This window comes from uncultured Aquimarina sp. (assembly GCF_947495315.1).
Taxonomy (GTDB): domain Bacteria; phylum Bacteroidota; class Bacteroidia; order Flavobacteriales; family Flavobacteriaceae; genus Aquimarina.
The window spans coordinates 19,313-41,279 of the sequence record NZ_CANLYD010000021.1; the positions used below are offsets into that span (position 1 = coordinate 19,313).

18 protein-coding genes are annotated in these 21,967 nt (G+C 32.9%); 15 read left to right on the top strand and 3 right to left on the bottom strand.

The window, feature by feature from the left end; genetic code table 11:
• Window positions 1-243: 243 nt before the first annotated feature.
• The 6 genes from Q0910_RS25745 (at window position 244) to Q0910_RS25770 (ending at window position 10,147) form a co-directional block, all read left to right on the top strand.
• A complete protein-coding gene (locus Q0910_RS25745; RefSeq protein ID WP_299223057.1) occupies window positions 244-1,221 on the top strand; it encodes a ribonucleotide-diphosphate reductase subunit beta in 978 nt (325 codons plus the stop codon).
• A 383-nt stretch (window positions 1,222-1,604) separates the two neighbouring features.
• The gene (locus tag Q0910_RS25750; protein ID WP_299223059.1) at window positions 1,605-4,076 is read left to right on the top strand and encodes a ribonucleoside-diphosphate reductase subunit alpha; all 2,472 of its coding nucleotides are present in this window, start codon (window positions 1,605-1,607) and stop codon (window positions 4,074-4,076) included.
• 361 nt (window positions 4,077-4,437) lie between these two features.
• Window positions 4,438-4,935, top strand: a complete 498-nt coding sequence (locus tag Q0910_RS25755; RefSeq protein WP_299223061.1) for a zinc-ribbon domain-containing protein — start codon at window positions 4,438-4,440, stop codon at window positions 4,933-4,935.
• 7 nt (window positions 4,936-4,942) lie between these two features.
• On the top strand, window positions 4,943-5,689 hold the full coding sequence (locus tag Q0910_RS25760) for a CPBP family intramembrane glutamic endopeptidase (protein WP_299223063.1): 747 nt from the start codon (window positions 4,943-4,945) through the stop codon (window positions 5,687-5,689).
• A gap of 7 nt (window positions 5,690-5,696) precedes the next feature.
• Entirely contained in the window at window positions 5,697-7,040 is a 1,344-nt protein-coding gene (locus tag Q0910_RS25765) for a deoxyguanosinetriphosphate triphosphohydrolase (RefSeq protein ID WP_299223195.1), read from the top strand.
• Window positions 7,041-7,480: 440 nt separating this feature from the next.
• Window positions 7,481-10,147, top strand: coding sequence for a T9SS-dependent M36 family metallopeptidase (locus Q0910_RS25770; RefSeq protein WP_299223065.1), 2,667 nt, complete (start codon window positions 7,481-7,483; stop codon window positions 10,145-10,147).
• A gap of 54 nt (window positions 10,148-10,201) precedes the next feature.
• On the opposite strand, the gene Q0910_RS25775 is transcribed toward Q0910_RS25770, so the two are convergent.
• Window positions 10,202-11,974 (bottom strand): 1-deoxy-D-xylulose-5-phosphate synthase, encoded by a 1,773-nt coding sequence (locus Q0910_RS25775; protein ID WP_299223067.1) that lies wholly within the window; start codon window positions 11,972-11,974, stop codon window positions 10,202-10,204.
• A 191-nt stretch (window positions 11,975-12,165) separates the two neighbouring features.
• Between Q0910_RS25775 and Q0910_RS25780 the strand changes: the two genes are divergently transcribed.
• From Q0910_RS25780 to Q0910_RS25800, 5 genes are all read left to right on the top strand, one after another.
• Window positions 12,166-12,615, top strand: a complete 450-nt coding sequence (locus Q0910_RS25780; protein ID WP_118459288.1) for a nucleoside deaminase — start codon at window positions 12,166-12,168, stop codon at window positions 12,613-12,615.
• 155 nt (window positions 12,616-12,770) lie between these two features.
• Entirely contained in the window at window positions 12,771-14,690 is a 1,920-nt protein-coding gene (locus Q0910_RS25785; protein ID WP_299223070.1) for a DUF294 nucleotidyltransferase-like domain-containing protein, read from the top strand.
• Window positions 14,691-15,353, top strand: coding sequence for a 3'-5' exonuclease (locus tag Q0910_RS25790; protein ID WP_299223072.1), 663 nt, complete (start codon window positions 14,691-14,693; stop codon window positions 15,351-15,353).
• Window positions 15,354-15,423: 70 nt separating this feature from the next.
• Window positions 15,424-16,203: a hypothetical protein gene (locus tag Q0910_RS25795; RefSeq protein ID WP_299223074.1), complete on the top strand. Its 780-nt coding sequence runs from the start codon at window positions 15,424-15,426 to the stop codon at window positions 16,201-16,203.
• 30 nt (window positions 16,204-16,233) lie between these two features.
• Entirely contained in the window at window positions 16,234-17,013 is a 780-nt protein-coding gene (locus Q0910_RS25800) for a hypothetical protein (protein WP_299223076.1), read from the top strand.
• A 46-nt stretch (window positions 17,014-17,059) separates the two neighbouring features.
• Here Q0910_RS25800 and Q0910_RS25805 read toward each other — a convergent pair whose 3' ends face one another.
• Both Q0910_RS25805 and Q0910_RS25810 read right to left on the bottom strand, forming a co-directional pair.
• On the bottom strand, window positions 17,060-17,257 hold the full coding sequence (locus tag Q0910_RS25805) for a cold-shock protein (protein ID WP_118459283.1): 198 nt from the start codon (window positions 17,255-17,257) through the stop codon (window positions 17,060-17,062).
• An 83-nt stretch (window positions 17,258-17,340) separates the two neighbouring features.
• Complete coding sequence (locus tag Q0910_RS25810) at window positions 17,341-17,598, bottom strand: hypothetical protein (protein ID WP_299223078.1); 258 nt, start codon at window positions 17,596-17,598, stop codon at window positions 17,341-17,343.
• A gap of 200 nt (window positions 17,599-17,798) precedes the next feature.
• Between Q0910_RS25810 and Q0910_RS25815 the strand changes: the two genes are divergently transcribed.
• The 4 genes from Q0910_RS25815 to Q0910_RS25830 all read left to right on the top strand — a co-directional run bounded on the left by Q0910_RS25815 (window position 17,799) and on the right by Q0910_RS25830 (window position 21,827).
• Window positions 17,799-19,748 carry an alpha-amylase family glycosyl hydrolase gene (locus Q0910_RS25815; protein ID WP_299223080.1) on the top strand — a complete coding sequence of 650 codons (1,950 nt, stop codon included), beginning with the start codon at window positions 17,799-17,801 and terminating at the stop codon, window positions 19,746-19,748.
• Between the two features lie 230 nt (window positions 19,749-19,978).
• Complete coding sequence (gene tssD, locus Q0910_RS25820) at window positions 19,979-20,674, top strand: type VI secretion system tube protein TssD (protein ID WP_299223082.1); 696 nt, start codon at window positions 19,979-19,981, stop codon at window positions 20,672-20,674.
• Between the two features lie 3 nt (window positions 20,675-20,677).
• Window positions 20,678-21,412, top strand: coding sequence for a hypothetical protein (locus tag Q0910_RS25825; RefSeq protein WP_299223084.1), 735 nt, complete (start codon window positions 20,678-20,680; stop codon window positions 21,410-21,412).
• On the top strand, window positions 21,369-21,827 hold the full coding sequence (locus Q0910_RS25830) for a hypothetical protein (protein ID WP_299223086.1): 459 nt from the start codon (window positions 21,369-21,371) through the stop codon (window positions 21,825-21,827). Before Q0910_RS25825 ends, Q0910_RS25830 begins: the two co-directional genes overlap by 44 nt.
• Window positions 21,828-21,967 lie beyond the last annotated feature (140 nt).

The window sequence follows — 21,967 nt, forward strand, 5'->3', positions numbered from 1 at the left end:
ATAAGTAGTTGATGAGGTTACTAACAACGTTGTTTATATCTTTTGGTTTATGGTTAAATATCTTAAGATCAGGGTTTTAAATAGAAGTGGTGAATTGTTGTGTTTTAACCGTTAATTCCCGTCGTGTTGAAAACTTTGTTGAAAACGTTTGCTAACTTTTTGTGAAACTTCTAGCACATTTTTTGATCTTTGTTAGTCCGTAGCGGAAAAGAAAAAAACATAAAACTAGCTAAAAGAAAAAAGATGAATGCAGTAGAGCCAATCTTGCAAGAAAATAAAGACCGATTTGTAATTTTTCCTATCAAACATCATGATATTTGGGATTGGTATAAAAAATCAGAGGCTAGTTTCTGGACAGCTGAAGAAATTGACTTACATCAGGATATTACTGATTGGGCAACTAAGTTAACAAATGATGAACGATATTTCATTAAACATATTTTAGCATTTTTTGCTGCTTCAGATGGAATTGTAAATGAAAATCTTGCGGAGAACTTTGTAAACGAAGTTCAGTATAGTGAGGCAAAATTCTTTTATGGTTTTCAGATTATGATGGAGAATATCCATTCTGAAACTTATTCTTTATTGATCGACACTTATGTGAAGGACGAAAAAGAAAAGGATATTTTATTTAGAGCAATTGATAACTTTCCTGCCATTAAGAAAAAAGCAGATTGGGCACTGAAATGGATAGAATCTGATTCTTTTGCAGAGCGTTTGATTGCTTTTGCTGCGGTAGAAGGTATATTCTTTTCTGGAGCATTTTGTTCAATTTTTTGGTTAAAGAAACGTGGTTTAATGCCAGGTCTTACTTTTTCTAATGAGCTAATTTCTAGAGATGAAGGAGTTCATTGTGATTTTGCAGTGCATTTGCATAATAAGCACTTGGTAAATAAAGTGCCGAAAGAAAGAATTCGCGAAATTATAGTGGATGCTTTAAATATAGAAAGAGAATTCGTTACAGAATCACTTCCTGTAAGTTTGATAGGAATGAATTCTAAATTAATGACTCAGTACTTAGAGTTTGTTACCGATAGATTATTACTAGAACTAGAATGTGAAAAGGAATATGGAACTGCTAATCCATTTGATTTTATGGATATGATATCATTACAAGGGAAGACTAATTTCTTTGAAAAACGAGTTTCAGAATACCAAAAAGCAGGAGTACTTAATAAAGATACAGAAGAAAATAAAATAAGTTTTGATGCCGATTTTTAATTAGAAAGATTTTTACCGATTAGGGTGAATATCCAATAATTTGTCATTCCAGCGTAGGCTGGAATCTGAAATCATTTCAGAATTAAAGATACATTCATTCTGAGCTAATCAGGAATAGGACTTCTATTTAAATAACGATTAGCTCAGTTTGATAAAGCTTTCTATAAGCTTTATAAAAAAAACAAAAGAAGGCGAAAGTCATATAATTATATTTTACTTAATAAGAATAACTCTGGTTATTGTAATACAGAGGTTTCTTTTTAGTATCTGATTTCTGGGGGAGTCATTTATAATTATCTATTACGGATTTCAGTAAAGGAGAAAAATAACACAAATTAATATTACGTTCTTCAGAAGGAGAATTTTATAAAAACCAAAAGCGTATGTATGTAGTAAAAAGAGACGGTCACAAGGAGCCAATTATGTTTGACAAAATTACCGCAAGGGTAAGAAAGTTATGTTATGGGTTAAATGCTCTGGTCGATCCGGTGAAAGTAGCAATGAGAGTGATAGAGGGATTGTATGATGGAGTAACTACTAGTGAACTGGATAATCTGGCTGCAGAAATTGCTGCTACGATGACGATTGCGCATCCTGATTACGCTAAATTGGCAGCTCGTATTTCGGTTTCAAATCTACATAAGAATACGAAAAAGACATTTTCTGAAGTAGTTACTGACTTATATGAATATGTAAACCCGAGAACAGAGAAAAAAGCTCCATTGATCTCTGATGAGGTGTATGAAGTGATTATGGCTAATAAAGAGAAGTTAGACTCTACAATTATCTACAATCGCGATTTTGGTTATGATTATTTTGGTTTTAAAACATTAGAGCGTTCGTACTTGCTAAAAATTAATGGTAAGATTGCAGAACGTCCTCAGCATATGCTAATGAGAGTTTCTATAGGAATTCATCTAAATGATTTGGATGCAGCCATAGAGACTTATGAGTTAATGTCCAAAAAGTATTTTACACACGCTACACCAACATTATTTAATTCTGGAACACCAAAACCACAAATGTCATCTTGTTTTCTTTTGTCAATGAAAGATGATAGTATAGATGGTATATATGATACGCTAAAGCAAACCGCTAAGATTTCTCAATCTGCAGGTGGAATTGGATTGTCTATACATAATGTACGTGCTACAGGTTCATATATTGCAGGTACGAATGGAACCTCTAACGGGATTGTTCCGATGTTACAAGTGTTTAATGATACTGCACGTTATGTGGATCAAGGTGGAGGAAAACGTAAAGGTTCTTTTGCAATCTATGTAGAGCCTTGGCATGCTGATATCTTTGATTTCCTTGATCTTAAGAAGAATCATGGTAAAGAAGAAATGCGAGCACGTGATTTATTCTATGCGATGTGGATTCCGGATTTATTCATGAAACGTGTACAGGACGATGCAGAATGGACTTTAATGTGTCCTAATGAATGTCCTGGATTGTTTGATATCCATAGTGACGAGTTCGAAAAAGAATATTTACGTTTCGAAGCTGCTGGGAAAGGTCGTAGAACTATAAAAGCAAGAGAATTGTGGGAGAAGATTCTGGAATCTCAAATCGAGACTGGAACGCCATATATGCTATATAAAGATGCTGCGAACCGTAAGTCTAATCAGCAGAATTTAGGTACAATCCGTTCTTCTAACTTATGTACCGAGATTATGGAGTACACAAGTCCTGATGAAATAGCAGTTTGTAACCTGGCTTCTATTGCATTACCGATGTTTGTGAAAAATGGGGCATTTGATCACGAAGAACTTTTTAAAATTACAAAACGAGTAACTAAAAACTTAAATAAAGTAATAGATCGTAACTATTATCCTGTAAAAGAAGCAGAAAATTCTAATATGCGTCATCGTCCTATTGGATTAGGTGTGCAAGGATTGGCAGATGCATTTATTATGTTACGTCTACCTTTTACTAGCGATGAAGCTAAGAAATTAAACCAAGAGATTTTTGAAACTTTATACTTTGCGGCTGTTACTGCGTCTATGGAAGAAGCTACGGCAGACGGGCCTTATCAGAGTTATGAAGGATCTCCTATTTCTAAAGGAGAATTCCAGCATAATCTATGGGGAATTAAAGATGAAGAGTTAAGTGGTCGTTGGGACTGGGCTGGTCTTCGTAAGGAAGTTTTGGAAAATGGAGTGCGTAACTCATTATTAGTGGCACCAATGCCTACAGCATCGACTTCTCAGATTTTAGGAAATAATGAAGCCTTCGAACCATATACAAGTAATATATATACAAGACGTGTGTTATCAGGAGAGTTTATCGTAGTAAATAAACACCTTTTAGAAGATCTTGTACAATTAAATCTATGGAGTGATGATCTTAAGGATGCGATTATGCGTGCCAATGGATCTATCCAAAATATAGATATCATCCCTCAGGATCTTAAAGAGCTTTATAAGACAGTTTGGGAGCTGAGTATGAAAGATATTATCGATATGTCTCGTCACAGAGGATATTTTATTGATCAATCTCAATCACTGAACTTATTTATGGAAGGTGCTACGATGGCAAAACTTACTTCGATGCATTTCTATGCCTGGAAGAGTGGATTAAAAACAGGTATGTATTATCTAAGAACAAAATCTGCGGTTGATGCTATTAAGTTTACACTTAAAACGGAAAAGAAAGAGCAACCACAAGCGGAACAAGTAGCGGTTGCAGCGGCACAAGTGATGGAAGCGCAATCTGCTACTAAAACACAACCAGAACCTGAAGCAGTGCAAGTTGCTGCTGAAGGCACAGCGTTAACTCCAGAAGAACTTCGTGCAATTATTGCACAATCTAAAGAAGCCGAAGGAGATGATTGTTTAATGTGTGGGTCGTAGTGATACGTTGATTTCAAAAGTGTAATAAGCGAATTGAAATCAATTAGTAGCATTAATCCTGATAAAAATTGGGAGTTTTTGAAAGTATTTATCGTTTATAACTTGAAATTATAGGGATCAAGTATAGACATTTATATAGGGCAAAAGGGGAGTTTTCTATATAGAAGCTTCCCTTTTTTGTTTTAGTATAAATTGTTTTTAAATACCAATTGTAATTTTTTTATATCAAAATACGATAGTAACAAATCTTGTATTTATGACACTTACATAATAGAAGAGCTTTTTTGATTCTTTGACTAAGAACAAAGAAAGAAATATTTTACTATTTTTGAACACCCTAGATTTAATATAACTTACTCATATGGAAGAAATTACTATCCAACATCCATTGTGCTCACAGTGTAGCACTGAGATTACTTCAGAAACAAAATTTTGTACACATTGCGGTTTCCCGGAAAACGGAGATGAAAAAGAAAAAGCTGTTTTTCATGCCAAAAAGGCGATGAAGAAAAATCAAACCATAGACGATCATAAAAAAATTAACTCTGCTAGAAACACACTGTATTGGATAGCTGGAATAAATCTTGTGTTTGGGTTTATTTATTTCTTTACGTCACAAGATGTAGCAAGTCTTATCGTGCAAATTATCGTTGGAGCCATATACTTAGTATTGGCATATTGGTCTCAGAAAAAGCCATTTGCAGCTATACTATCGGGATTGTTGTTCTATCTAACAATGATTGCAATTCTTGCTATCGCAGAACCAGCTACTATTTTTAGTGGTATTATATTTAAGGTTATTATTATTGCTTTTCTAGTAAAAGGAGTATACTCTGCATCCCAAAATTCTAAAGAATAACATTAGTATGGTTTGTAAAACGTGCAATGAATCATTAGAAGCAGTGGTGAATTTTTGTCCTAGTTGCGGAACATCTGTGACAAAAATCGGGAAAAGAGATAAAAGTGAACATCTTAATTTGGTGATTGCTTTTTATATAGTGATGCTGGTTTTTTTGGTAATTAATTTCTTTTTATACCAAGATGACAGCTCATTAATGCAAGAAATTGCTACAGAAAGTATTTTTGCACTTATAATCATTGGCTTTACTTTTTTTGATTTTAAAAACATCATTAAGCTATATAGATTTCCTAAGATTGATCTTTTACCACTTTTGGGATATATAACAATACCTTTTGCCAGTGCTTTTCTTGTCTATTACGCTGTAGAATTTATCAATGTTCAATTGTCTGATGAAACCTATAATTATTATTTTGGATATGTAGATTATCCAAACCCTATGTTCTGGGCGGTTCTTTTTGTGGCTATTTTTCCTCCTATTTTTGAAGAATTAGGGTTCAGAGGGTTTTTGTACAATCAATTAAATAAAATTGCTAGCACTAAGGTCACTATAATTCTGACTGCATTTATTTTTGCTTTGGTTCATTTTTCGGTGATATCGTTATTGTGGATCTTTCCGTTTGGACTGTTATTAGGGTATTTAAGACATAAATACAATACTTTATGGATCGGAATGATAATTCATTTCATACATAACTTCATAGTGTTATATTTGGACTATTATTATTTTGATAGCACATTGTTAGAATTCTGATTGTATGATGAACTGGGAACAGCTCCTATCTTTAAAAAGACAAGGAGATACGAATAAAAGATTACGTAAAGAACAAGATGAAACTCGATTAGGTTTTGAAGTAGATTATGACAGAATCATATTTTCTTCGGCGTTTAGAAGTTTACAGGATAAAACACAAGTAATCCCTTTGTCCAAAACCAGCTTTGTACATACCCGATTAACACATAGTTTAGAAGTTTCTGTCGTAGGGCGCTCCTTAGGTAGAGTAGTGGGGAAAAAGATTTTAGAAAAACACCCGCATCTTTCCACTATACATGGATACCAGTTTAATGATTTTGGAGCCATCGTCGCAGCAGCGTCACTGTCACACGATATCGGTAATCCTCCATTTGGACATTCAGGAGAAAAAGCTATCGGAGAATATTTTGCTACAGGAAAAGGTAAGAAGTATCAAGAGTTTTTAACTCCAAAGCAATATCAGGACCTTATAGATTTTGAAGGAAATGCTAATGGATTTAAGATCTTAACCGAGTCCAGACAAGGAATAGAAGGAGGATTGCGATTGTCTTATGCTACACTAGGTGCTTTTATGAAATACCCAAAGGAATCCTTGCCTAAAAAGCCAACTTCGCATATTGCACATAAGAAATTTGGATATTTTCAGAATGAAAGTTCTTTTTTTAAAGAAGTAGCACAGGAAGTAGGTTTACTTGCACATCAGATAGGAAATGAAACTACCTATAGTCGACATCCATTGACGTTTTTGGTAGAAGCGGCAGATGATATTTGTTATACAATTATCGATTTTGAAGATGGTATTAACCTGGGATTGATACAAGAAGAATATGCTTTAGAATACCTTATTAAGTTAGTAAAAGACACGATTAATACTGCAAAATATAATAGTCTGGCCACTACCGCAGATCGTCTGAGTTATTTAAGAGCATTGGCCATTAATACATTGATACAAGAAGCTGCACGTACTTTTGTTCAGTATGAAGAGGAAATATTATCAGGAAATTTTGATATGGCATTAATTGATAAAAGTAAATATCAAGCTCAAATTGATGATATTATTCGAATTAGTATAGATAAGATATATCAAAGTTCAGAGGTAGTAGAGAAAGAGATCGCAGGATATGAGATTCTTGCTACTTTATTGGATCGATATTGTACTGCAACGGATAATTTTAATAATGAGCGAGCGTCTAATTATGATAAGCTTATTCTAAAAGCCGAAGGAAACAATTTCGATCATAAAAATGATAATCTGTATACCAGATTAATCAGTATTAGTAATTATGTTGCCAGTCTCACGGATGGAAATGCATTACTGAAATTTCAGAAAATCAAAGGATTAGAGATTTAGTATTTTATTTTTATAACAACTTTCTAATTGAGAATAATGGTTGTTTCTCTAATGCGTCTGAGGACGGTTGGGTGTTCTGATCCTAAAAGTGATCAGTTTGAAGAAGGTTTAGTGGTATTTGGGCCTATAAACACATTCTATAATACAGTTGATACTCAATACAAAAAGGACTATAATAAGTTAATCTTCTATAACTAATTGATCTAGTGTCATTATTAAGAGCGTTGATGATTCTTTTGATTTAGGTATATTTCGTTGAACATATGTTAATTTTTAAGGCTTTTTGGCCTTATAAACAAAAAATATTCAATAAAAGTGGGTAGTTGAAAGGGAATTATATATTTTAGCGATTAAAATTTAGTATTTTTTTAAGAGAATTTTGGTTAGTCAATTCTTAAAAAAAAATATTTTGTCATAAAAATTTAATTACTTTTTTTGTTATGAATAAAAATTATTTTAAACTCTTCATTTTTATAATTGGAGTACATCTTGGTTTTGCCCAAAATCAGGATAACGTAAGTATTATTAAAGACTATTTAGTCACATCTGGAATGGATCAAAAAGATATTCTTGATCTTGAAATACAGTCAGAATCTTTTTCAAAAAGCATGAACTTAACGAATGTTTATGTGGTGCAAAAATACAATGGAATTCCCATTAAGAATAATGTAGGTAATTTTGCTATTAAAAATGGGAAAGTTGTACATTTTTCTGGTAAACTTGTTAATGATGTACAATCTAAGGTTAATACCAGAGCTGCACAGTTATCTGTAACGAGTGCGGTACAAAAAGCTGCAGTAGCGCTTAATCTTACTGATGTAAGTAGCGTAGCGATTTTAAAAAAGTCTAGTAGTTCTAAATTTACAGTGTCTAAGTCTAATATCTCGGTTGATGAAATTCCTGTAGAGTTAATATATGAACTAAAAGATGATCAATTAATATTATCTTGGGATTTAAGTATACACGCTAAGGATGGTAAGAATTGGTATAGTGTTAGAATTGATGCTAACAGTGGAGAAATGATTAGTAAGATCAATTGGATGACTAAGTGTACTTTTGATCACAATACTTCTATTAAAAAAGAAACAAATAATAATAAAGCACATTCATTTGGTTTTAGTGCTAAGTCTGAGAGTTCACCATTAATAATGGATGGTACATACAATGTGTTTCAGGTTCCAGCAGTAGAGAGTCCTAATCATGGTAGCAGAACAATGGTAACCAATCCGGCTAATACAGCTGCTTCTCCATTTGGATGGCACGATACAAACGGAGTAGCTGGTGCAGATTTTACAACTACAAGAGGGAATAATGTAATATCATCTGAAGATTTTGATGGTAATGATGGTGTAGGTTATATGCCAGATGGTGGAGCAAATTTAATATTTGATTATGTATATGATGGTAGTGCAACCGTAGCTGATAATAGAGACGCATCAATAACAAATTTATTTTATGTTAATAATGTAGTTCATGATGTTTGGTATCAATATGGTTTTGATGAAGCTTCAGGAAATTTTCAGTTTAATAACTATGGAAATGGAGGGTCAGATTTTGATCAAGTCTTTGCACAAGCTATTGATGGATCAGGAGTTAATAATGCTAATTTTGGAACACCGCCGGATGGTAGCAATCCTACCATGCAAATGTTTCTTTGGAATCCAGAACCAAATGTTCCGACTTTAACTATAAATAATACAGGCGTAGCTGGAGAATATACTGCGCTAGATAATAATTTCGACCCTGGTCATGTTGACGCACCACTTTTTCCTGATGGAATAACAACGGACTTGGTTCTAGCTATTGATAATAATGCTACACCAGATCCTAATGATGCTTGTACTGCAATAACTAATACTGCTGAAATGGCTGGTAAAATAGCTGTGGTTAGAAGAGGAAGCTGTAATTTTAGTGCTAAAGTGGTAGTTTGTCAGAATGCTGGCGCAGTTGCAGTGCTCGTTGTGAATAATGAAGCTGGTAATATTGTATTAGGTGGAGGAGATGCATTAATAACCATTCCTGCCTATAGTATTAACCAAGCAGAGGGAGAAGCTATAATTACAGAAATGGCTTCAAATACGGTTAATGTTACTCTTACTAATGTTGGTCTTAATTTAAACGCAGAAGATGGTTCTTTTGATAATGGTATTGTAATTCATGAATATGGACATGGTATATCTACGCGTTTGGCAGGAGGTCGACTTAATTCTAATTGTCTTGTAAGGTGTGCCCAAGAGGATGCAGAAGGAAATTGTATTCAATTTACTGAGCAGATGGGAGAAGGTTGGTCTGATTGGTTTGCATTGATGATGACTATTGAAGCTGGAGATACTGCTGAAGATATTAGAGGAATTGGGACTTATGCTGTAGGACAACCAACTAATGGAGGAGGAATTAGACCTTTCCCTTATAGTACAAATACAACAATAAACCCAGTTACTTATGCTGATACTAATAATACAGCTTCGTTTTCCGCACCTCATGGAGTTGGATCTGTATGGGCAGCTATTTTATGGGACATGACGTGGGCTCTTATTGATAGAGATGGATTTGACCCGGACTTATATAATGGAACTGGTGGAAATAATTTAGCAATGCAGTTGGTTATTGATGGTTTAAAATTACAAGCTTGTAATCCAGGTTTCGTGGATGGTAGAGATGCAATTCTTGCTGCTGCTGATAATCTTCCAAATAGTGAAGACAATAAATGTCTTATTTGGAGTGTGTTTGCAAAAAGAGGAGTTGGTTATAGTGCGGATCAAGGTTTTACGAATAGTAGAACAGATCAGACAGAGGCTTTTGATTTACCACCAACATCTGAATTAGATTGTACCACTTTCACTTTAGGTGTTGGAGATGTGAATGCAGGTGTATTCCAAATCTATCCAAACCCTTCTGATGGAGCTTTTGATATTAGAGTTGCCGAAAATGTAGGAAATAGTACAATATCAATATTTGATATAAAAGGAAGAGTAGTTTATAAGGATGAAACTATACTTACCAATACACATAGAATAGAAACTAATCTTAGATCTGGAATCTATTTATTAAGGATAGAAGCAGAAAATGGTACTGCCATTTCAACTTCTAAAATTGTAATTCAGTAAGGTATTCTTATGATTTAATATAAAGAGGTTGTCTTGTAAAGACAGCCTCTTTTTTTATGAAATATATTTTAGGATAGTGTTGGTGATTCCTTTAGTTGAAATACCACATATTTCTTGTAATTCTTGTGTTGTTCCGTGATGAATGAATTGATCAGGAACTCCAAGATTAATAATTTTTGTCGAAAAATTGTTTTGATTAGCAAAAGCTATAATTGCATTTCCAAAACCGCCCTTAATCGCACCATCTTCAACAGTAATAACGGTTTTGTGTTTTTGTAATATTTCATGTAGTAAATCTGAATCCAAAGGTTTTATAAAACAGAAATGATAATGACTTATTTTTTCTTCAATAGATTGTAAAGCATTAATAACATTGGTTCCAATGGTACCAGTTGATATTGTAGCAATTTCTGATGCTTCTTCAGTGAGAGACCTTCCTTTACCAATAGGCACTTCTTTCATAGGTACCTGCCAATCTGTAATCGTACCTCTTCCTCGTGGATATCTAATAGAAATAGGATGTTCTAATCCCAAAGAAGCGGTGTAGAGAAGGTTTCTTAATTCAATTTCATCAGCAGGAGCCGCTATAAGCATATTCGGTATACAGTTTAGATATGAAATATCAAAAATGCCATGATGTGTTGCTCCATCAGCACCAACTAACCCAGCGCGATCTACACAAAAGATAACAGGTAGATTTTGCAGAGCAACATCGTGGATCAATTGATCATAAGCACGTTGTAAAAAAGTAGAGTAGATAGTGCAAAATGGCACTAATCCTTGGGTGGCCATTCCTGCAGCTAGTGTAACTGCGTGTTGTTCGGCGATGCCTACATCAAATGCTCTATCTGGCATTTCTTCCATCATATATTTTAATGAGCTTCCAGTTGGCATAGCCGGAGTGATACCAATAATCTTTTTGTTTTCTCTTGCTAATTCTAAAATTGTATATCCAAAAACATCCTGAAATTTAGGGGGTTGTTGTGTATCTTTTTTAGGAAGTAAATCACCTGTAGTTGCATCAAATTTTCCAGGGGCGTGATACGTTACCTGATTTTCTTCAGCTTGTTTTAATCCTTTGCCTTTGGTAGTTATAATATGCAAAAGCTTCGGTCCTTTTATTGTCTTTAATTTTTCTAAAGTCTCTAGAAGTTTAGGTAGATCATGCCCATCAATAGGTCCGAAATATGCAAAATTCAATGCTTCGATAATATTATCGGTTTTGGGTTTGTAGCCAACTTTTGCCTTGGTTAAATATTCTTTTAATGCACCCACACTTGGATCAATTCCGATAGAATTATCATTAAGTATGATCAGCATATTGGCATCTGTAACTCCTGCATGATTAAGTCCTTCAAAAGCCATTCCACTTGCAATAGAAGCGTCACCAATGACAGCGATGTGTTGTTTTTCAATCGCTCCGTTTAATTTTGAAGCAATTGCCATACCTAAGGTAGCAGAAATAGAGGTTGAAGAGTGCCCAACACCAAAAGTGTCATATTCACTTTCACTACGTTTCGGGAAACCGCTAATACCTTTTAATTGTCTGTTGGTATGAAAAGATTTTTTTCTGCCGGTAAGTATTTTATGCGGGTATGCTTGATGTCCCACATCCCAGACTAATAAATCATTCGGTGTGTCAAAACAATAATGTAAAGCAATCGTAAGTTCTACAACACCTAGACTTGCTCCTAGATGACCTTCCTTGGTTGCTACGATGTTAATTACAAAATCTCGTAACTCTTTTGCTAAATCAGGTAGCTGATCCACAGAAAGTTTACGAAGGTCTTCAGGGTAATCAATATGTGAAAGTAATGTGTCTTTCATACTGTAAAAGTACTATTTTGAAATGAGCTGTTATAATTAAGTTTATAACGGCTGAGGTAGTTTGTTGACTAATAATATGTGATCTTAGAAATGTTTTTGAAAATAATTGATGGAATAGTTCTAGATAAACTTTTATTCAATGGAAATAAGAAGGATTATATTTATTAGTTTTACTTAAAATTCAATAATATATGTTCGACCCATATGACGATTCACATTTTATGAGAAAAGCACTTCAGGAAGCTGAAGCAGCTTATGATAAAGGAGAAATACCTATTGGAGCGGTAGTAGTGGTTGCTGATAGAGTTATCGCAAGAGCGCATAATCTAACCGAACTATTAAACGACGTTACAGCTCATGCAGAAATGCAGGCAATTACAGCAGCAGCTAATTTTTTAGGAGGTAAATATCTTAAAGAATGTACATTGTATGTAACTATTGAACCTTGCCAAATGTGTGCAGGAGCCTTATTTTGGTCTCAGATAGGTAAAATTGTTTATGGAGCCAGAGACGAACAACGTGGATGCATAAACATGGGGACAAAACTACATCCTAAAACCAAAATGACAGGTGGTATACTTGAGGAAGAGTGCGGCGATATACTGAAACGATTTTTTGTTGAAAAACGTAATTTAAATTGATGTCAGTTTTAAAACTATGAAACGAACATTAAGAAATTTAAAAATTACTTTGCAAAAGATGATGTTTAAAATTCTTAATGAGAGAACGGAGTGGTTACACGCGTTCTTAATTTTATAATTAGCTTATTATTGCATGATTACTAAAATTTAAACGTGTGAAAAATACAATTGCAGAGCGGATTCAGGATTTTCTAAAACAGTTTCCTCCTTTTAGTATGTTAGAAAAGGAAGAGCTTCTTATGGTTTCCAGTCAAATCAGAGTATTGTATTTAGAAAAAGACGAGTATGTTTTTAGGCAAGATGAAAAATGTCATGATGAGTTTTATATTGTAAGAGAAGGGGCGATTGGATTATATCGTAATGCAGATACTGAGCAAGATTTAGTTGATATATGTGATTCTGGAGATCTTTTTGGTCTTCGTATTATGATTATAAAGAAAGATTACAGAATGTTTGCTAAGGCGGATGAAGAATCTATTGTGTATGCAATTCCATCTATGGTTTTTAAACCTTTTATTGACGAAAATAAAGAGGTAAATAAATTCTTGTTAGAAACGTTTGCAGCACATGCCAGGAACTATTATACAGAGACGGCAAAAGGCAACAGAATTGATAATACAATCTCTATTGATACAGCAAAAGACCTTTCTACACTACGTACTATTTCTTATCGAAAAAAACCACTTACTTGTTCACCAAATGCCATTGTAAAAGATATTGCCTTACAGATGAATCTTCATAAGGCAAACTCTATAGTGGTAGTGGACGAAAATAAATATCCTTTAGGTATTATAACTGACAGTAACCTTAGAGCAAAAGTGGCAACAGGTTTGTTCCCCGCTACATCTATAGTTACTGATATAATGACCGCTCCTGTAAAAACATATTCTAAAAAAATTACTGTTGCCGAAGCTCAGATTGCATTGATCAAAAATAATATTAGTCACTTGTGTATTACCAAAGACGGAACTCGCAACACAAAATTGGTTGGTGTTTTTTCTAATCATGATTTGTTAGTGTCTTTTGGGAATAATCCTTCGGTATTGATAAAGGAAATTAAGCGTGTAAAGAAAATAGAAAGGCTTCGTTACATAAGAAAACAAGTAGAAAAGTTACTTAAAACATATTTAGAGCAGGATATACCAACACTACATATATTAAATCTTATTTCTGAAATCAATGATGCGTTGGTAGTAAGAACCATAGAATTATCATTAAAAGAAATGTCTTCACCGGCACCTGTGAAATTTAGTTTTTTGGTATTAGGAAGCCAAGGGCGAAGAGAGCAGTTATTAGTAACGGATCAGGATAATGCGATTGTATTTGAAGATGTTAGTGAAGAGAAACATGAAGCTACTCAAGAGTACTTTTTAGAGCTAGCCAGAAAAGTTACTAAAAGTTTGCATACTATTGGTTTTGAATATTGTCCTGCAGAAATGATGGCAAGTAATCCAAGATGGTGTATGTCAGTTTCAGAATGGGAAACACAATTTAGGGACTGGATGACAACTCCTACAGAAGAAAGTACATTATTATCATCTATTTTCTTTGATTTTCAGTTGGTTTATGGAGATTCGAATATGGCAAATCAGTTATCAGATGTCATTTTTGATGGTGTAAATAAAAGTAACAGATTTTTGGCTTTATTGGGAGTTAGTGCATTACAAAAACCATCCCCCTTAGGATTTTTTAAACAGTTTTTAGTAGAGCAAAATGGAGAACATAAGGATACTTTTGATATCAAAATCAGGGCAATGATGGTACTCATTGATGGTGCTCGAATTTTAACCTTGTATCATAATTTAAAAGGAGTAAATAATACATTACTTCGGTATGAAAAACTTGCGGAACTAGAACCTAATAATAAAGAACTTTTCGAGAGTTGTGCTAAAGCATTTAGGGTGTTGCTTAAGTTTAGAACCCGTCAAGGATTAATGCATAAAGACTCTGGCAGATTTATCAAGTTAAGTACACTTAGCAAAAGAGATAAACTAAGACTTAAAAGATGCTTTAGACCTATACGGGATATACAAGAAGTATTAAGAGTTCGTTTTCAGCTTAAAACATTCATGTAGATGGGTTTATGGTCGAGAAAAAATAATAAAGAATTTCCTGGTTTCTGGGTAGATTATCTTGCCCTTTTTGATAATAAACAACAAAAATTACCGATTGAGAAAGCTCGCTTTATTGCTTTTGATACAGAAACTACCGGTTTTGATTATATAGATGATAGAGTTTTGTCTATTGGCGCTGTCGCCATCAATAACACTTCCATTGATGTAGCGGATCAATTGGAATTATACTTAGAGCAGGATGTTTTTAATTCAGATACCGTAGAGATTCATGGAATTCGAAAAAACAATAATTTAGATGCCATATCAGAGTCTGAGGCAATTGAGATGTTTATTAAATATATTGGAAATTCTATTTTGATAGCACATCATGCTAATTTTGATAAGATGATGATGAATAAGGTTCTACAGAGACACGGATTAGGTGCATTAAAGAATAAGTTTTTGGATACAAGTATTCTTTTTAGTAAAACGAAGCATTTGGTATATCGTAGTCATCGAAAACACATGCATTACAGTTTAGATGAATTGTGCGATGATTTAAAGATTTCTAAAAGTGATAGACATACCGCCTCTGGTGATGCATTTATTACCGCTATGGCATTTCTTAAAATTATGGCAAAATTAAAAATAGATAAAACAGATAAAGTATCGATTCTTTTCTAATATTCGAATAGTTAAATGCTATTTGCAACTGTGCCTGAAGATCTACGTCTTTTTTGTAGAATCAACTTGAATGCAAAAGGCACTATATTTTGTAATTTCTTTATTAAATTTTGTTGGGTTTTCTCAAGATGCAGACATATTGCGTGGTAAAATAGTAGCGGATACGCTGCAATCTAAATCCATAAACATTATAAACGTTACTAAAGGTATTGGAACGATTAACGATCGTTCCGGTTTTTTTCAGATAAAAGCTACAAAAGGAGATACGATTGTTTTTTCTTCTGTTCAGCATCAACGAAAAACGCATATTGTAACTAAAAAAGATCTAAAAGAGGCTAGCCTATCAATTCGACTAGAAATCAAAGTAAACGAATTAGATGAGGTTACTGTTTCACAATATGATCTTACGGGAGAATCTAAAGAAGATGTAAAGAAAATAAAGACATACGAGGATATCTTACCGCTATATAGTGCTAAGGTGTTGGATCTAACGCCTTTTATTCATGAAAAGGGAGCAAAAACAGTTAAAAATACAGTCATCACTGATGAAATGGATGCAACACCAGTTAATATCATTGCAGTTGGTAGAATGATTGCAAGTCTTTTTAAGAAAAAAGATACTCGAAAATCAAAAGAGATACGTATTCCAGAGGTGTCAGATTTTTATAATAGTGACTTTCTGGTTAGCGAATTAAAAATACCCCAAACAGAAGTATACAATTTTCTTGACTATATAAATCAGCAGTCAGAAACAAAGGAAATACTTACATCAGGAAACAAATTAACAATTCTCGAATATTTAATTAATCAAAGTAAAATTTTTAATAGCAGTAATAGCTTGAAAAATTAAAGACAGATGCAACCATATATTATTTAGCCAATGCAAAAAATTACCTGTGTTTCTTTATTATTAATTACTTTTTCAAGCTTTAGTCAGAAGTCTTCTGAGCTTAAAGGAAGGATCATTGTAGCTGGATTGGAATTAGAATTCGTAAATATTGTAAATCTTACCAAGGAAATAGGTGCTATAAATGATGAATTAGGATATTTTAAAATACTTGCAAGTGTAGGAGACGCAATTGTGTTTTCTTCTGTTCAATTTCAATTAAAAAAATATATTGTCACAGAAGAAGATTTACAATCGGGTAATTTGCGCATTTTTTTGGAGCCAGCAATTAATGAATTGGATGAAGTGCACATATCTCAGTATTCTTTATCTGGACATATACAGAAGGATATTAATGAGATTCCAACTTATGAAAAAAATCTTCCCTTATGGAATGCTAAACAGCTCAAACAAATGGGAGTTACCAGACCAGATGACGCACAATCACCAGTAGAAAATTTGGTTTTAGGAGGTGGTAATAGTCAGGCAAGGGTATCTATAGACCTGGGGTTGTTAATCAATCTAATTTCCGGAGTTTTTAAGAATAAATCAATACAAATTGATTCAAAAACCCATATCCTAGATTTTTATAGGGAAGAGTTTTTTATTAATGAGTTGAAAATTCCTGAAACAGAGTTTTATAATTTTCTAGATTTCTTGGATGAAGAAACAGGAATAAAGTTTATTCTTATGTCAAAAGATAGTCTAAAAATATTAGAATTTTTAATATATCAAAGCGAGAAGTTTAAAGAAAAATATAATATTGGTGAATAAAAAAAGCGCTATAAAATAGCGCCAGTGAAACTTAGAGATTTTTATCTTAGTCGTGAATTACGCGAACCTGAGCTGCTATAATTCCTTTTCTTCCTTCTTCTTCTTGGTACTCTACTTTGTCACCTTCATTAAGTGCTTCGCCATTTAATCCTGATGCGTGCACGAAGATGTCTTTGCCTGTTTCGTCGTTGGTAATGAACCCGTAGCCTTTGGATTCATTGAAAAATTTTACTGTTCCTTCCATTGTAATGAGATAATAATATGAGTTATAAAGGTAACTTTTAAAACAATAAAATTTGTTATCAAAATGTAAACATTTGCATAATTTTAGTTTTTGTCAGATTTTTCTTCATTATTAAAATCTCTCATTTTTTTGAGATTTTCTTCAGTTAACATATAATCTTTTACCTTTTTATTTTTCCACCTATGATAGATAAACAAAGGCATTAGAATAAAAGTAGCACCCAATATTCCGATTCCAACCCATTTATCTCCATTAGTGTGATCTCCAGAATTTTTATAATAATAACCAACGGCAACAAGGATAACAACAGCGATAAATAATAGTCGAATAAGGTATTTCATGATATATGATTTACTTTTTTTTAATGATTTTAGGATAATTTATTAACAATCAAAGGTTTTCGTAAAAATCCAATTTAATAGATTCATAAAAAAGGCGTTTCCCTAAATGGAGCCATATAGGTATCCAAATGTGATTCAAATTTAAACTAATTCGACTTTATACATAAATCAAACACAAACTAAAATTAAAAATTCACACAATGAAAAAAAATTTACTAATTGGGGTAATGACCATGCTTTCTACATTAAAATGGGGTTATTCACAAGCTGATAAGAATTTACCATTTGTTTGGGAAAGCGCAACGGTGTACTTTGTTCTTACGGATCGTTTCGAAAATGGTGATACTACTAATGATTTTGCATATGGCAGACCACAAGATGGACCTCCTTTAAGAAATTATGAAGGAGGTGATCTTCAAGGATTGATCAATAAGATAGAAGAGGGGTATTTTGATGAATTAGGAGTAAATGCTCTTTGGATTACGCCACCTATCGAAAATATTTATGGATCTGTTCCAGGTGCGGGATATGGTTTCCATGGCTATTGGGCAAAAGATTGGACCAATATAGATGCAAATTTAGGAACCAATGTACTTTTTGGAACCTTTGTAGATACTGCTCATGAACACGGAATTAGAGTATTACTAGATGTGGTATTAAATCATGTTGGACCTGATACAAGTACGGATCAGAATCAATCTTGGCCGAATGAGTGGGTACGAAGAGATCCTGATTGTAATTTTCAAGGCCCTGAAGGTACAATACCTTGCGAATTGGTGAACAATCTACCAGATATTAGAACGGATTCTAATGACAATGTAAGTTTACCTGGATGGTTACTGGATAAATGGAGTCAAGAAGGGCGAAAAGAGCTACAGGAAAGTGAACTCAACGACTTTTTTACAAGAACAGGAAAGCCGAGATCTCCTAGAAATTATATTATCAAATGGCTAACCGATTACATTAGAAAATATGGTGTTGATGGATTTAGAGTGGATACAGTAAAACATGTAGAAGAAGCTGTTTGGAAAGAGCTAGAAACTGAAGGTGTTATCGCTTTAAGAGAATGGAAGAGTAATAATTCTGATAAAAAATTGGATGATCTTGATTTCTGGATGACCGGTGAAGTTTTTAATTATAATGCTCCAACTATGGGAAGAAATTTTACAGGAGATGGTTTTAATGTGGATTACTACGATAATGGTTTTGCCAATTTGATCAACTTTGAGTTTAGATTTAATGCAAACGATGGTTTAGAAAGCATCTTTAGTAGATACGATAATCTATTACAAAATCAACTAGGAGATGGTAAAAGTGCCATGAATTTTTTAACGAATCACGATACGGAACAAGTGTTTGATCGAAATCGACAAAAAACTTTTGAAGCAGGGACTAAGCTATTACTAACACCAGGACCAGCACAGATTTATTATGGAGATGAAACCGCTAGAACATTAACTCCAGGAGGTGGTGCTAGTGGAGATGCTACATTACGATCTAATATGAATTTTGACGAATTGAATAATCCAAATTCTTTGGCATCTCAGACCTTAGTACATTTTCAGAAAATCGGAAAGTTCAGAAGAGAACATGTTTCTGTAGGAGCAGGAAAACACACTAAATTGCAGGATAGCCCATATACATTTAAAAGAGAATATAATAAAAATGGGTTTGAAGATGAAACCCTTGTTTACACTGGTAATGATAATGATTTTACTGGAGTATTAGATGTATTTGGGATTTGGACTGATGGAACAGAATTACAGGATTACTTTTCTGGGACATTAGGAACAGTTTCTAATGGAACGGTTACATTCGGAACAACTTTTGGATTAGTGCTAATCGGAGAGCCTACATCTCGAACTCTCGGAGTTGATGAAGTTGATACATCGAATCCAAGTCTTGTAAAAGCTTGGCCTAATCCTTTTACAAATTCTTTGAAAGTCTCTTTTCCCTCAGCAGATATAAAACTTGACGAGGTACAAGTAGAAATGTATGATATTTTGGGTAAAAAAGTTTTAGGAAATGAGCAGATTGATATTCAGGAAAATACTATTGCTGTAGTAGCACCTAATCTAACAAAAGGAATGTATTTGATGAAAATAGTTTTTAATGGTCGAACACAAGTAGTCCAATTAATCAAAAAATAATTTCAATTTTTATTAAGTGTTGAAGAAACCTGCTGAGAAAAGTTTTCAGCAGGTTTTTTTGTGATTAATCTGATAATAGCGTCTGAAATAATATTGAAAACTAAAACATTTATGTATCGTTTAAATTATTATTCTTAAAACTTCTGTGATTTAGAATTAGTTTTAAGGGAAATTTCGGTCAATTCAAATTAAAAAATTACATTTGATTATTCCAAAACTCAAAATATTATATGGCAATACAAGCTAAATTCTATATTGATGATGTAGAAATAAATGTTCTTGAATCTAGTTTCTCATTTAAGCAAAATAGTGATAATACTGGAAGACCAACCTCAAAACCTATTTATGTAGGATTATATCTAGTAGTAGAAACCAGAAAAGATTTCAATTTTATGGAATTGACAATCAATCCAGACCGTAGTAAACAATTAGAACTACATTATTTATCAGCTAATTTTAGTGGGAAAACGAGAAAAATCAAGTTTGTAGATTCTCATTTTGTTCAGCATACTACACAATATTCTTCAGATGGTGTTACCCCTATGACTGAAACTCTTTTTATTAGAAGTGGTGGTGTAATTGATTCAAATTCTGGGTCAGAATATTCTTCACATTGGAGAACAACTTTTCCAAGTTCAGTGCCTGTTACAACTGTAAATGAAGAACAAGAAGAGAAAAAAGTTATTGATTATTATATCACAGATTTGAATAATAAACGGATTGATAAAATTTTGGCAGGTGATAAAATATTACTTAATATTCATAGCAGAAATATGATAGATGAATTATTCACTATCAAACTAAGTAATCAAACAATTGATTTTAAGTATAATGGAGAGGTTTTAATTGATGATACCCTAAGTAATTATAAAATAGGTAGTAATCAAGAAAAGATAGAACTAGAAGCTATTAAACAAGAAGTATAAGATATGGGTAAGAATGTTTTTAAATTAGAAGTAGCAGGGATAACAAAAACTGCTGAATTGGAGGTTTTAGATGACTACCCTATTATTAGAATCACAAAACAAAAAACAGGTAAACAGGTAAAACAAAAAATTATTGGTTCTTATAGTGGAGGACTCCAATATGTAGATGTTGATTTGTATAAAGTTTTGGTTACTGATAATGAAGATGCTAGTTTTAAAATGGAATTTTCAGTTGCTCGTGACGCTGCTGCTGTAATACCTGGCAATGATAAAGGAACGACAATGATTCTATCTAATATGTCATTTGAACCCAAAAACGGTAAAATAAATCATTATTCAGGAAAGTATATGAGTGCTTATCCAAAAAAGAATGATACACCTGCAATAAAATTAATGCAAAGCGGTTCTGAACAAATGCATGCGCAAGCTAGACCAGATGCATTACTTTTGGATTATAGATTCAAGGAAGATATTGCTAGAGGTGTTATGATTCACGTAGGTGGTAGTTATGATAATGAAAATTATGGTCATTCTATTTCGGCTTCTGAAGGATGTTTTGGGATTGTTAATGATAATAATTCTCCAACTAACACTTCTGATAAATTAACAAAGAAAGTTATAAATACAATTTGGGAGCGAGCAAAAAAAAGTAAAGCTCGCCCTAATCATATTAGAATAATAATAGAAAAAAGAGATGAAAAAACTATCCCAAATAATGTTGTTTTTACTAAAAAATAGCCTTCTATTAATTTTATTAATTATTTCATCCTGTAGTGGACAATTTCATTTTGATGAAGTATCTTCTGGTAAATTAATCCCAAAAGGAGAAAATATTGTTTATAATAGAGAGTCAATTAAAAAAATTGGTGATAATACCATTTTTATAAAAAAGATTGAACGATATAATGATGATTTAGAATTATTAGAAGTTGATATTGCTAAGGCAGAAGGTTTTTTAACTTATTCAAGAAAAGAGTTAGAAGACGATAGTGTTTTGATTGATTCTTATAAGATATCCAGAGATAGAACAAAAACAACTATGGATAATGATTTTATAATTGATAATGGTGAAAAATATAAAATTGTTTACAAGACAAAAGATACCATTCTATGCTTAAGAGATAAGAATATATTATTATTTACAAAATCATAAATCATTAAATTATTTTAAACCGATTATGGGTATAAATTTCTTTTCTTAATCACTAATAAAGAACTCTCTATTAAAGTGTTTTTAAAGAAGTTTTTAAATATTTACCTCTTTTTTCCGGTTTTTTGAATTATGATTTTGTA